This is a genomic window from Ruegeria sp. AO1, from assembly GCF_056535985.1.
In genome coordinates, this window is sequence record NZ_JBQFJC010000001.1 from 1,638,481 (window position 1) to 1,651,098 (window position 12,618).

Here is a 12,618-nt window from a genome sequence, read left to right on the forward strand (position 1 = left end):
TTCACTCGGCGGCTTGCTGACCTGCCATTTCGGATGCGAAGGTACAGATCGTCTTCAGAGCCGTTTCGAAACGATCGTCATCGACAGTCATGGCAACGCGGACGTGTCCCGCAGCGGCTGTACCGAAGCTCTCTCCGGGCATGACGGCAATCGTGTGTTTATCGAGAAGGGCATTTGCAAACCCCTCACCGGTCAGACCGGTCGCACGGATATCCAACATCAGGTACATCGCGCCATCCGCGGGGACGAGGCCGATGGTATTCTGTTCGGCCAGCACCTCTAGCGCGCGGGCCCGGCGACGACGGAAGGGGGCTGCAATTTCATCTTCGAGCGTTGTACCCGCGCTTAGGGCAAAGCTCGCGGCATCCTGAATGAAGCCCGGAACGCCATAGGTGGTGTGGGTGGCGAGATTGATGAGGTGGCTGATGACCTCTTCCGGGCCAATGATCCAGCCGCAACGTGATCCCGTCATGGCGTGGGATTTCGACATGGACCCGACGACCAGCGTGCGGTCGGCCATACCGGGCAGGGCGCGCGGAGACAGATGCGTACCCTTCCATATCTGCGTGTCGTAGACCTCATCCGAGATCAGCCACAGGTCGCGCCTCTGGCACAGTTCAGCGATGTCCTTCAGTGTCTCGGGTGAATAAACCACTCCGGTTGGGTTATTCGGCGTGTTGATCAGCAACGACACAGCGCCATCGGCCTTGGCCTCGATCTGTTCGGCACGCGGTTGAAAGGCATCTTCGGCTGTGGTCTGAACCGACCGCGCTACAGCGCCGGTTCCGCGAATGGTTCCAGGGTAGGTGGCGTAGTAGGGGTCAAGGAACAGCCCGACGTCGCCGGGGTTGCACACAGCCATATGAGCCGCAAACAACCCCGCCTGTCCGCCTGGAGTGATCAGGACATTGTTTCGGGTGGTTGATACTCCGGTCCGGGTCTGAACCCGCGCGGCGACCGTGTCACGCAGTAGATCGGTGCCCGGCACCATGGCATAACCGGTATGGCCGTCGCGGGCCGATCGGTTCATCGCATCCAGGATCGAGGCATCGGTGCCGATGTCATGTTCGCCGATTGTCAGCTGCGTCACGGCGTGGCCTTCGGCGACCATGCGACGCGCGCGATAGAACACATCCCACCCGTCGCTGCCGCCTCCGGTGATCTGCGTGATGCGATCTGACAGTTTCATGATCTTGCCTCGGTTTGTATTTGTGGCGACAGGGACAGAGCGATCCGAAATTGTCAATCAGCTTCGCGCAGGAAGGGTGGCCTGAACCTTTTTCGTGAGCGATGCACGCACCAGATCGTAAGAGGCGGCAAGGCGGTAGCGCATTTCTTCCTCATCCGCGTCAAAGGGCAGGCGAACCCAGCTGCGGTGGAAATACGGGGCTTTCACACCGACACCTGCATCGATCAGCATCTGCGCGGTTTCGATATCGGGTGTTTTGACCGAAACGCCATCATTTGCGGTCCCGATACAGGCGAACATCTTATCGCCGACCTTCCACGCATCATGCCCGCCGCCCCAGGGGTCCGACCATTCGGCTCCCGGCAGGTCGCGGCAGATTGAGTTGACGAAATCCCTGCTCATGCGCGCAGAGTGCTGGAGAAGACGCGCGAACTCAAGCCTTGGCTTGGCGCATGACGCATGACGCATGATATGCCGAGCAAATGAACCGGATGATCTGCACCATTATTTGCTGCATTACCTGCTGAATTCTCAAGCGGGCCGGTTTCTTTCGTTTTCATCCCTGAGACAAGTTGCTAAGCCCGCGCCAACGCGCAAGCTTTAGGAGCCCGAGTGATGACGACAATCAAGCTGCACAATACACGGACGCGGACGAAGGAAGACTTCGTTCCGATCGATTCCGACAACGTGCGGATGTATGTCTGCGGGCCCACTGTCTATGACCGGGCCCATCTGGGAAATGCTCGGCCCGTGGTGGTTTTCGATGTCCTGTACCGGTTGCTGCGCCATGTCTACGGTGCGGATCAGGTCACCTATGTGCGCAATTTCACCGACGTGGATGACAAGATCAACGCCACCGCTCTGGCCCGCAAACAGGCTGGCGCCGAGGGGTCGTTGGAGCAGTTGGTGCAGGAACGATCCGATGAGACTATCGGCTGGTATCTGCATGACATGGGTGCGCTTGGGGCGCTGGAGCCTAACGCGATGCCGCGCGCGACCGAGTATATCGCGCAGATGATCGAATTGATCGAAGGGCTGATCGCGAAGGGTCATGCCTATGCCGCTGAAGGTCATGTGCTGTTTGCTGTCGATAGCTGGAAATCGGGGTACGGTAAGCTTTCCGGTCGCTCGGTCGATGACATGATTGCCGGTGCGCGGGTTGAGGTTGCGCCTTACAAAAAGAACCCGATGGATTTTGTGCTGTGGAAGCCCTCGACCGATGAGCTGCCAGGGTGGGACTCGCCTTGGGGTCGGGGCCGTCCGGGGTGGCATATCGAATGCTCGGCCATGAGCTATGAGTTGCTGGGGGCGAGTTTTGACATTCACGGCGGCGGCAATGATCTGATGTTCCCACATCATGAGAATGAAATCGCCCAAAGCTGCTGCGCTCATCCGAAGGGTGAGTTTGCGCGCGTCTGGCTGCACAACGAGATGCTGCAGGTCGAAGGCAAGAAGATGTCCAAGTCTCTGGGCAACTTCTTCACTGTGCATGACTTGCTGGAACAGGGCGTGCCGGGTGAGGTGATCCGCTTTGTTTTCCTGCAGACCCACTATCGCAAGCCAATGGACTGGACTGAGAAAAAGGCGCGTGAAGCCGAGGCCACCTTGCGCAAGTGGCGGGCGCTGACAGCGGGCATCGAGCCCGCCGCCAGCGCGGCCCCCTCGGTCATCGAGGCGCTGGCGGACGACCTGAACACGGCGGGTGCCATCGCGGAACTGCACCGTTTGGCTGCGGATGGAGATGCGGCGGCTCTGCTTGCCAGCGCACAAGTTCTCGGGCTTTTGGGCAATGATATGGGCGCTTGGGCCGAAGCGATGGATCTGAGCACTTTCGCTGCCCGGTTGGCTGAAGCACGGGCCGAAGCGATGCAAAGCAAGGACTTCTCAGAAGTGGACCGTTTGAAATCCGCTTTTGTCGCCGCAGGTCTGGAAGTGCGCATGAGCAAAGAAGGCGTTGAACTGGTTCCGGCTGCGGGATTTGATGCGTCGAAACTGGAAGATGTTTGAAGGAAATCCGCGCGCCACGTGGAAAGATCGACTACTCTGGGCCAGCGGGAGCAAGCCATGACCAAGGAACGCCTCTATCTCTATGACACGACCCTGCGTGACGGGCAGCAGACGCAGGGTGTGCAGTTCTCGACGGCGGAGAAAGTGCAGATTGCGCAGGCTTTAGATGAGCTGGGGGTGGACTATATCGAAGGTGGTTGGCCCGGGGCGAACCCCACGGACAGCGCGTTTTTCGAGGTTGCTCCGAAGACTTCGGCCCTGCTGACAGCTTTTGGGATGACAAAGCGCTCCGGACGGTCTGCCGAGAATGACGATGTGCTGGCGGCCGTTATGAATGCCGGGACGCAGGCGGTCTGTTTGGTGGGTAAATCCCATGACTACCATGTGACCCATGCGCTTGGTATTTCGCTGGAGGAGAATGTCGAGAACGTCCGGGCCTCGGTCGCGCATCTTGTGGCGCAGGGGCGTGAGGCGCTGTTCGATGCCGAGCATTTCTTTGACGGTTACAAGGACAACCCGGCCTATGCGACCGAGGTCTGCCGGGCCGCGTTGGACGCGGGCGCACGTTGGGTGGTTTTGTGTGACACGAATGGCGGTGCTTTGCCATCCGAGATCGGGCGCATCGTGTCCGAGTTGATTGCCGCAGGTCTGCCTGGGGATCGGCTGGGTATTCACACCCATAACGACACGGAAAACGCCGTGGCGTGTTCACTGGCGGCTGTCGACGCAGGCGCACGCCAGATCCAAGGCACTCTGAACGGGTTGGGAGAACGCTGTGGCAATGCCAACCTGACCGCTCTGATCCCGACCTTGCTATTGAAGGAGCCCTATGCCTCGGGGTTCGAGATCGGTGTCGATCCGAAGGCTCTGGCCGGTCTGACGCGGGTGAGCCGGATGTTGGACGATATCCTGAACCGGGTGCCCAGCAAGCAAGCGGCTTACGTTGGGGCCTCGGCCTTTGCGCACAAGGCGGGGCTTCATGCGAGTGCGATCCTCAAGGACCCGTCAACCTACGAACACATCGACCCAGCGACGGTGGGGAACACGCGGATCATTCCGATGTCGAACCAGGCCGGGCAGTCGAATCTGCGCAAACGGCTGAACGACGCTGGCCTGATGGTTGAAAAGGGCGATCCCGCCCTTGGCCGTATTCTCGATCGGATCAAACAGCGCGAGGCTGAGGGGTATTCCTACGATACCGCTCAGGCGAGTTTTGAGCTGCTGGCGCGTGATGAGCTGGGGCAGATGCCCGAGTTCTTTGAGGTCAAGCGCTACAAGGTCACCGTTGAACGCCGCAAGAATAAGTACAACAAGATGGTCAGCCTGTCCGAGGCCGTTGTTGTGGTGAAAGTGGACGGTGAAAAGAAGCTCTCGGTCAGTGAATCGGTGGATGACCAAGGCAGCGACCGAGGGCCGGTGAACGCGCTCTCCAGGGCGCTGGCAAAGGATCTGGGGCAGTATTCGCAGGTGCTGTCGGATATGCGGCTGGTGGACTTCAAAGTGCGGATCACCCAAGGCGGAACCGAGGCGGTGACCCGCGTCATCATCGACAGCGAAGACGGGCAGGGGCGGCATTGGTCGACCGTGGGTGTAAGTGCCAACATAGTCGACGCCTCGTTCGAAGCGCTGCTGGAGGCGATCCAGTGGAAACTGGTCCGCGATAGTGGGCATCGGAAAGCGGCGGCCGAGTGACCGCCGTCTTTGACGAAGACGTAAAGGCTTGTGCGGCCCTTGTGCAAAAGGCCGATCCGGACCGTTTTCTTGCCACCATGGCGTCCCCCGTCGAAGCGCGGGCAGTTCTGTTTCCGATCTATGCGTTGAATGCCGAAATTGCGCGCGCACCATGGGTCACACAAGAGGCGATGATTGCCGAAATGCGCCTGCAATGGTGGCGCGATGCGCTGCAGGAGATTGCCGAAGGGCAACAGGTGCGGCGGCATGAGGTGGTGACCCCTCTGTCCCGTGTGTTGTCGCCACATCTGGCCGGTTTGCTGGATGAATATGTGGCTGTCAGGCGGTGGGATATCTACCGAGATCCGTTCGAGGATACAGAGCATTTCGAGAAGTACATCGACCAAAGCGCTGGAACGTTGATGGTAGTCGCTGCGCAATCCCTCGGGGCTGCGGATGAGGGCGTTTTGCGCGATTTCGGCTACGCAGTCGGTGTCGCAAACTGGTTTCGGGCCATTCCGGAACTGGAGGCCCGAGGGCGGATTCCCTTGCTTGACGGCACTGAGGACGGAGTACGCGCGTTGGGGGACACTGCGCTGAGGCGGTTGAAATCGGCGCGCAGCAGGCGATCGGAGGTTTCCCGCGCTGCTCGCCCGGCGCTCTATGCCGGGTGGCAGGCCGAGTGGGTTCTGCGGAGGGTTCTGGCCACTCCCGCACGAGTCGCGCGCGGGGATCTTTCGCAGGGGGAACTCGGGCGCAGAATATCTCTGATGTGGACGGTCAGCACGGGCCCTTGGTGATCAGACCGTGTCAGGCTCGGCCGGACGCATGACGAGCCACAACAGCGCGCCACCGGCCAGCGTAAGGAGGGGGACCATAGCGAGGTTCACAGCCGTCCACCCCTCGACCGGGGACCCACCCGAGCAGTTCATCAATCCGCCCGAGGCCAGCGAGGCAAAGGTCACGCCGCCAAACACCAGAAGGTCGTTCATGCCCTGCATCCGGCCACGCTCGCTCACGTCATGAGAATCGGCTAGCATTGAGGTCGCGCCAATGAAGCCGAAGTTCCAGCCGATCCCAAGCAGGATCAGCGCGACGAAAAAGTTGCCAAGCTCCACCCCTTGGAGGGCGACGACGCCTGCGGCGCCGAGAATGGCAAGGCCAAGCGCAACGATCTTTTCAACGCCGAAACGGGCGATCAAGTGGCCGGTAAAGAAGCTGGGGATATACATAGCCAGTACGTGGCCAGTAACTACATCTGCTGCATCATTGGCTGTATATCCGCACCCAACCACAGCCAGAGGGGTCGAGGTCATCACGAGGTTCATCAGCGCGTAGGACACCATGGCGCAAATAATGGCGACGGCGATCCGAGTGGTCTTCAACATCTCGATCCGCGACCGGCCTTTGGGGCTGTCTTCGCTCGCGCGCGGAGGCGTGGGGATGTCGAGAAAGAAGAACAGCGCCGAGCCGATGACATTGATGCCGATCACGGCCAGATAGGTGCCCAGGAACGGAATGACATAGGCCGTTGAGGTCAGCTTGACTATCTGCGGGCCAATAATGGCAGCCGCTAGTCCACCCGCCATCACGTAAGAGATGGCCTTGGGTCGAAACGCGTCTGATGCCGTATCCGCCGCCGCAAAACGGTAGAACCCGTGTGCGCTCATATAGATGCCGGTCAACAGGCTACCTATCAGGAAGACCGGGAAAGAGCCCAGGTACAGACCATATGCTCCGATCAAACCGCCAAGCGCACCGGCGGTTGTACCGACCAGAAACCCGGCGCGGCGGCCCCAGCGTTGCATGATCGCAGAGATAGGCGTGGCCGCCAGCATCGACCCCAGAACGATGAGCGATATTGGCAGCGTCGCAAGGCAGGCGTTTGTGGCCAGCGATTGGCCGGCCAGCCCTCCGACAATGAACATCATCGGCATCTGCGCGCCCAGAACAGCTTGCGCTGCCACAAGGACTGCAACGTTGCGCTTGGCCTGATAGTCGTTCGGAGTCTCTGAAATCACAGTCATGACGCCATGCGTATCGGCGATCTGCGGCTTGCACAAGCGGGTTGCATACGCGGCAAAGCGCCCTAACGTGCAAGTGACTAAGAACACCGGAGCGCACATGTCCGTCGGACGCATCATCGAAACCAACGCCTGTGTGTCCGAAGGGGCCGAGTGGCTGGCCCAATCCTGCCCGCGTATGGCCTATGCGATGGAACAGACGGGGCCGCTGCCTCTGCGTCGTAAACCGGATGGTTTTGCGCAATTGTTGAGCGCAATCGTCAGTCAGCAGGTCAGCGTGGCCTCGGCAAATGCGATCTGGAAGCGACTGCAGGACGCGAAATTGACCGGCCCGCGCAAGATCATTTGGGCGACTGATGAGGATTTGCGGGCCGTTGGGCTAAGTCGCCAGAAGATCCGCTATGCCCGTGCTCTGGCCGAAGCGCGCATTGATTACAGGGCGTTACGCGACGCGCCTGATGCAGAGGTCATCTCGATTCTGACCGAAGTATCCGGCATCGGTGTCTGGACCGCCGAGATCTACGCCATGTTTTCGCTTGGCCGCGCCGATGTGATCGCTCCGGGCGATCTGGCCCTGCAAGAGGCCGCGCGCGTTCTCTACGACTTACCCAAACGTCCGACGGACAAGGAACTCAGGCAGATGGCCGAGGCCTGGTCTCCGTGGCGGTCGGTTGCGGCGCGGGTTTTGTGGGCCTATTACCGGGTGGCCAAGCAAAGAGAAGGGATCAGATGACACGGGTTTTGAACGCGCTCAGGAAAGAGCCGGTTTCGGGTGACACACGCTCGGTCGTGGTGTTCGTACACGGCTACGGGGCGAACGGGGCCGATCTGTTGGGCCTTGCCGACCCATTGGGCGAGCATTTGCCCGACACTCTGTTCGTAGCCCCCGATGCGCCGGAACAAATCCCCGGAATGCCAAACGGGTTTCAGTGGTTCCCGATCCCGTGGATCGACGGCTCGTCCGAGGAAGAGGCGCGCCGCGGCATGGAGATGGCAATCGACGACTTCAACGCCTTCCTTGACGCGCTGATGGTGGACGAAGACGTGCTGCCCGAGCAGGTCGTACTGTTCGGGTTCAGCCAGGGCACGATGATGAGCTTGCACGTCGCCCCACGCCGTGAGGACCCCGTGGCTGGGATTGTCGCGTTCTCGGGACGTCTGCTGGAGCCGGATTTATTGCCAGACGAAACGGTCAGCCGGATGCCGATCCTTTTGGTCCACGGTGATGCAGATGACGTGGTGCCTCCGCAATCGTTGCCCGAGGCGGCCGAAGCCCTGCAAGCGGCTGATTTCAAAGAGATATACGCCCATGTCATGAAAGGCACCGGCCACGGCATCGCGCCGGACGGCCTGAGCGTGGCGCTGGCCTTCATGCGCGACAAGCTGAGTCTGTAGGCATGATCGCGGTTCGCCCCATGATGCCCGAGGATGTGGCTGGCGCCTGCCGCATCCTCAACGATATCATCGCGGCGGGTGGGACAACCGCACATGAAATTCCGTTCTCGGAGGCGTTGTTTGTAGAGAGCTATCTGACAGGGGCCGATAAGATCTGCTGTCATGTCGCTTTGGACGACCAAGGCATGGTGGCCGGGTTTCAGTGGTTGGGAACTCATGATGCCTTGCCCGAGGATTGTGCGGATATTGCCACCTTTACCCGGCGCGATCCTCCATTGCGTGGTGCAGGGCGTGCGTTGTTTCAAGAAACCTCGAAAACAGCGGCGACCTTGGGGTTCAAGGCGATCAACGCCACCATACGCGCGGACAATTCGCCGGGCCTTGGCTACTACGGAAAAATGGGGTTCCAAGACTATTCTGTGGATTATGGCCGCCCACTGCGGAATGGCACACCGGTCAATCGAATTTCGAAACGCTTTGATCTTGGAAAGGGCAATGCATGTTGATTGTCACTGGAACCGTCGAAGTCTCGGCCGATCATGTGGAAAAGGCGGCCGAGGCTGCAAAGGTGATGGTCGCAGAAACGGTGAAAGAGCCGGGCTGCCTGATCTATGAGTTCAGCCAGGTACTGGGCCATGCGAACCTCTTCCGGGTTTATGAGGAATGGCAGGATCAGGCGTCGCTGGAGGCGCATTTCGCCGCCCCGCATATGGCGGCGTTCCAAGCCGCATTGGCTGAGGTCGGTTTGATCTCAAGTGAGATCTATCGCGTTGTGGGTGGGGAAAAGCAGCCTTTGCGCTGACAATTTCAGGCCCAAAGGTACCCTTCGGCAAATTCGACTGAGTTGCCAGAAGGATCGCGCACGTAAAGGGACCGCGCGCCGTTTGGCCAATCGAACTCGGCATCCAGGGGGATGTTCCAATCCAGCAGATGCTTTCGCATTGCAGCCATCTCATCCCTTGTCAGGACTAGGCACACATGCCCCGGCCCAAGCGCGCCGTGCGGAGGGACAGGCAGGTCTGGGTTCAGTGACGGCTGCTGGGTCTTTTCAGGATTGAATATCAGCAGAACAGAGGCTCCGACCCGATAAAACACGTGGCGGTCTTCAATGCGCTGTATCTGTTCCAGCCCCAGAACCTCACCATAGAACCGCTCAGCAGCGTCTAGATCGTCGACATAAAGCGCCGCTTCCAAGATGGCAGAGGGGGCCGGTATCTCGGGTGTCACCTTCATGCGATTTAGTCTAACCCGACCCGCGTGGTCTGTCACCGTCGGGGGCGTCGATCCCGTTTGCGCTGTGCCGTAGCCTGTATCTGCGGCATCGGCAGGCTGTCCCACTGACCCGTCTTGAGCCCTTCAAGCGTCCAGTCTCCGATGCGACAGCGGATCAGGCGCAGGGTCGGCAGACCAACCGCCGCTGTCATCCGGCGCACCTGTCTGTTCTTGCCTTCCCGAATCGTCAGCTCAATCCAACTGTCCGGCACGGCCTTGCGTTCGCGGATTGGAGGGGTGCGGGGCCAGAGGTCTTCGGGCTCATCAATTTCCCGCACCTTGGCGGGGCGGGTCAGGCCATCCTTCAACTCGACCCCATCGCGCAGGGCCTTGAGGGCCGCCATATCCGGCTCGCCCTCGACCTGTACCCAATAGGTTTTGGCCATCTTGTGCTTGGGGTCTGATATCTGCGCCTGCAGCTTGCCATTGTCGGTCAGCAACATCAGCCCTTCGCTGTCAAGGTCCAACCGACCGGCGGGATAGACGCCGGGCAGGTCGATGAAGTCCGACAGGGTACTACGCGGCGACTCGGCGTTTGCGCGGTCGGTGAACTGCGTCAGCACGTCAAAGGGTTTGTTGAATCGAATGAACCAGCTCATACCTCCGCCATAGCCTGCAAAACACGCTGTGTGCAACCTGTGGATAACTGTCATCTGTCTGTTACGGATTCGGCTTACCCAGTCTGCGACATATTGTGGAAACTCAGGGCTTGTCAGAGTTTTAACACGATATATAGTTATCTTAAGGCCGGAGCGGGTGCTCTCCGCTCTGGTGTCACAAACGGGCAGCTGAGAGCGAGGAGCGATTCTGTGATGGACGGAGACTTCAGGACCGATTTTGTAAGAGAGCCGGGTATGCTCAAACAGCATCCGGCCTTGGTTTTGAATGCCGATTACCGCCCTTTATCCTACTACCCCTTGTCTCTGTGGCCGTGGCAGGAGGCGGTCAAAGCGGCCTGGTTGGACAGGGTCGACATCGTGGCTGAATATGACGAAGTGGTCCGCAGCCCGAGTACCGAGATACGAATACCGTCGGTGGTTGTCCTCAAAGACTATGTAAAACCCAGAAAGCGCGTGGCCTTCACGCGCTTTAATTTATTTCTGAGGGATGAATTCCGCTGCCAGTATTGCGGAAGCCGGGACAACCTGACCTTTGACCACGTGGTGCCGCGCGCCGCTGGAGGGGTAACGAGTTGGCAGAACGTGGTTGCCGCGTGCAGCCCGTGTAACCTGCGGAAAGGCTCCAAGTCGTTGCGTCAGGCGGGCATGAACCTGCGCAAACCACCGCGTCAGCCCGATGCCGAGGCCTTGCGCAATATCGGACGGAAATTCCCGCCGAACCACCTGCATGACAGCTGGATCGACTTCCTCTATTGGGACGCGGAACTGGACGAGGCATAAGCCTTCGCCCGCCACGCGGCCAGCCAGAGCAATACCAAAACCGCAGATATGGCTGCGTTCCATCCGGCCATGGACAGACCAAACATTTCCCACGGAATCTCATCGCATCGCACCAGCGGGGCTGCCATGATCTGGTTCATCAGCTCTTCTGCCGACAACCCTCCGATGTCGCCGGAGGTGCAGGTTGAGGGGCCTTCCCACCATCCTTGCTCAACACCCGCGTGAAAGAAGCCAATTCCGGCTGTGATCATCGCGGCCAAGGCTCCTATCAGTGGTAGCGGGTTGAGTTTTGGCAGCACCAAGGCCAGAGCGCCGATCACGACTGCAGCAACATGGGGATAGCGTTGCCAGATGCACATTTTGCAGGGCGCGAGACCGCCAATATGCTGAAATCCCCAGGCGCCCAACAACAGGGCCGCCGACCCTCCGGCTGCCAGGATCACGTAAGTTGATCGTTTTGTCATAGATATTTAACCGCCAGAAACCCACCAAACAGCAGGATGATGAACAAGGTGAACATAAGCCCGAGGCGCTTTTCGATGAAATCCCGGATTGGCTCTCCGAACTTCCACAGCAGGCCTGCCACAAGGAAGAACCGCAACGCACGCGCCAGAATCGAGGTCGCAATGAAGGTACCAAGCGGCATGCCGGTCCAGCCGGACATGATGGTGATCACCTTGTAGGGGAAGGGGGTCACACCGGCCGCCAGCACGGCCCAGAAGCCGAAATCGTTGAAGCGGGTGTTGAACTCTTCCATCGCGTCGGCCTTGCCCATTGACTCGAGAATGGGTTGTCCGATGCTTTCATAGGCAAAGGCGCCAATCGCATAGCCCAGCATGCCGCCCAGGACCGAGGCCACCAAGGCCACGCCTGCAATCAGCCACGCCTTCGAGGGGCGCGCCAGAATCATCGGGATCATCAGAACATCAGGCGGAATCGGAAAGAACGAGCTTTCGATAAAGGCCACGACAGCAAGCGCCCATAGGGCATGAGGGTGCTCGGCCAGCCGAATGGTCCAGTCATACAGGGATCGCAGCATCACACTCTCACAGTCGCGTCTCAGGTCGTGACAGGCAAACCACGGGCGTGCGGAAGGGTCAACTGCCGTGCGGCCAACAATCGACGGGGCAGTGTGTTTTTGCCTCTGGACCTTCCCAGTCAGGGACGCTAATCCAATGTCCGTGGCCCAAGTGGCGGAATGGTAGACGCAGGGGATTCAAAATCCCCCGGTAGTGATACCGTGCCGGTTCGAGTCCGGCCTTGGGTACCAATGTAAAAACAGAGGGTTAGGGGAACCTGCTCTCTGTTTTTTCTTTTTCAGGTGATGTCTTGCTACGCATGTGCACCCTTATTGGGCATTTAACCCGCGATCCTCTGAATAAAATGCGTTTTACCTCGCTGCGGGTCAAATGGCTTAGAAGCCGCCGCTCGATGGGGAAAGATTTGAAAACAACCTCATATCTGATGCGAGAGGCGTTCTGTTGAAGGGCTGGCCTTGACTTTCAGCGTATCTGAATGAAACCTCGGACCTGTTGGGAGATATCGGAAAATCTATACAGCTGGCCCTGTTGCAATGCGGATTGATCTGACCTATCGGCACAATCCCCAATGCGGGTCCCGGAAGGGAAGCGTCAGCCTTTTCCCGCCCAAGTCATAATAA

The 12,618-nt window shown here is 59.4% G+C and carries 15 protein-coding genes and 1 tRNA gene; 9 read left to right on the forward strand and 7 right to left on the reverse strand.

Features of this window, described 5'->3' with window-relative positions; genetic code table 11:
- Position 1: 1 nt before the first annotated feature.
- Positions 2-1,189, reverse strand: a complete 1,188-nt coding sequence (locus ACR3FB_RS08060) for a pyridoxal phosphate-dependent aminotransferase (RefSeq protein WP_480564835.1) — start codon at positions 1,187-1,189, stop codon at positions 2-4.
- A 57-nt stretch (positions 1,190-1,246) separates the two neighbouring features.
- Positions 1,247-1,591 (reverse strand): MmcQ/YjbR family DNA-binding protein, encoded by a 345-nt coding sequence (locus ACR3FB_RS08065; protein WP_480564832.1) that lies wholly within the window; start codon positions 1,589-1,591, stop codon positions 1,247-1,249.
- A gap of 213 nt (positions 1,592-1,804) precedes the next feature.
- Between ACR3FB_RS08065 and cysS the strand changes: the two genes are divergently transcribed.
- From cysS to ACR3FB_RS08080, 3 genes are read left to right on the forward strand one after another with little or no spacing between them, the layout of a single operon-like run.
- Complete coding sequence (gene cysS, locus ACR3FB_RS08070) at positions 1,805-3,196, forward strand: cysteine--tRNA ligase (protein ID WP_480564829.1); 1,392 nt, start codon at positions 1,805-1,807, stop codon at positions 3,194-3,196.
- A 57-nt stretch (positions 3,197-3,253) separates the two neighbouring features.
- Positions 3,254-4,888, forward strand: a complete 1,635-nt coding sequence (cimA, locus tag ACR3FB_RS08075) for a citramalate synthase (RefSeq protein WP_480564826.1) — start codon at positions 3,254-3,256, stop codon at positions 4,886-4,888.
- Positions 4,885-5,667: a squalene/phytoene synthase family protein gene (locus tag ACR3FB_RS08080; protein WP_480564823.1), complete on the forward strand. Its 783-nt coding sequence runs from the start codon at positions 4,885-4,887 to the stop codon at positions 5,665-5,667. The genes cimA and ACR3FB_RS08080 overlap by 4 nt, the downstream gene beginning before the upstream one ends.
- Here the strand turns inward: ACR3FB_RS08080 and ACR3FB_RS08085 are convergent, their stop codons facing one another.
- The gene (locus ACR3FB_RS08085) at positions 5,668-6,894 is read right to left on the reverse strand and encodes an MFS transporter (RefSeq protein ID WP_480564820.1); all 1,227 of its coding nucleotides are present in this window, start codon (positions 6,892-6,894) and stop codon (positions 5,668-5,670) included. It abuts the gene before it with no gap.
- Positions 6,895-6,991: 97 nt separating this feature from the next.
- Between ACR3FB_RS08085 and ACR3FB_RS08090 the strand changes: the two genes are divergently transcribed.
- The 4 genes from ACR3FB_RS08090 to ACR3FB_RS08105 are packed head-to-tail and all read left to right on the forward strand — an operon-like array spanning position 6,992 to position 9,088.
- Entirely contained in the window at positions 6,992-7,624 is a 633-nt protein-coding gene (locus tag ACR3FB_RS08090) for a DNA-3-methyladenine glycosylase family protein (protein WP_480564817.1), read from the forward strand.
- Positions 7,621-8,286 carry an alpha/beta hydrolase gene (locus ACR3FB_RS08095; protein ID WP_480564814.1) on the forward strand — a complete coding sequence of 222 codons (666 nt, stop codon included), beginning with the start codon at positions 7,621-7,623 and terminating at the stop codon, positions 8,284-8,286. Before ACR3FB_RS08090 ends, ACR3FB_RS08095 begins: the two co-directional genes overlap by 4 nt.
- Positions 8,287-8,288: 2 nt before the next feature.
- The gene (locus tag ACR3FB_RS08100) at positions 8,289-8,792 is read left to right on the forward strand and encodes an N-acetyltransferase family protein (RefSeq protein WP_480564811.1); all 504 of its coding nucleotides are present in this window, start codon (positions 8,289-8,291) and stop codon (positions 8,790-8,792) included.
- Entirely contained in the window at positions 8,786-9,088 is a 303-nt protein-coding gene (locus ACR3FB_RS08105) for a putative quinol monooxygenase (RefSeq protein ID WP_480564809.1), read from the forward strand. The genes ACR3FB_RS08100 and ACR3FB_RS08105 overlap by 7 nt, the downstream gene beginning before the upstream one ends.
- 5 nt (positions 9,089-9,093) lie before the next feature.
- Here the strand turns inward: ACR3FB_RS08105 and ACR3FB_RS08110 are convergent, their stop codons facing one another.
- Complete coding sequence (locus ACR3FB_RS08110; protein WP_480564806.1) at positions 9,094-9,519, reverse strand: VOC family protein; 426 nt, start codon at positions 9,517-9,519, stop codon at positions 9,094-9,096.
- A 32-nt stretch (positions 9,520-9,551) separates the two neighbouring features.
- On the reverse strand, positions 9,552-10,157 hold the full coding sequence (locus ACR3FB_RS08115; RefSeq protein ID WP_480564803.1) for an rRNA large subunit pseudouridine synthase E: 606 nt from the start codon (positions 10,155-10,157) through the stop codon (positions 9,552-9,554).
- A 213-nt stretch (positions 10,158-10,370) separates the two neighbouring features.
- On the opposite strand from ACR3FB_RS08115, the gene ACR3FB_RS08120 reads away from it, so the two are divergent.
- Positions 10,371-10,958, forward strand: coding sequence for an HNH endonuclease (locus ACR3FB_RS08120; RefSeq protein ID WP_170458136.1), 588 nt, complete (start codon positions 10,371-10,373; stop codon positions 10,956-10,958).
- Here ACR3FB_RS08120 and ACR3FB_RS08125 read toward each other — a convergent pair.
- The gene (locus tag ACR3FB_RS08125; RefSeq protein WP_480564800.1) at positions 10,928-11,422 is read right to left on the reverse strand and encodes a disulfide bond formation protein B; all 495 of its coding nucleotides are present in this window, start codon (positions 11,420-11,422) and stop codon (positions 10,928-10,930) included. The two genes, ACR3FB_RS08120 and ACR3FB_RS08125, sit on opposite strands and share 31 nt — an antisense overlap.
- Positions 11,419-11,997: a YqaA family protein gene (locus ACR3FB_RS08130; RefSeq protein WP_170373645.1), complete on the reverse strand. Its 579-nt coding sequence runs from the start codon at positions 11,995-11,997 to the stop codon at positions 11,419-11,421. Before ACR3FB_RS08130 ends, ACR3FB_RS08125 begins: the two co-directional genes overlap by 4 nt.
- Positions 11,998-12,142: 145 nt before the next feature.
- Here ACR3FB_RS08130 and ACR3FB_RS08135 point away from each other — a divergent pair.
- Positions 12,143-12,228: transfer RNA gene (locus tag ACR3FB_RS08135), tRNA-Leu, on the forward strand.
- The last annotated feature ends 390 nt before the right edge of the window (positions 12,229-12,618 follow it).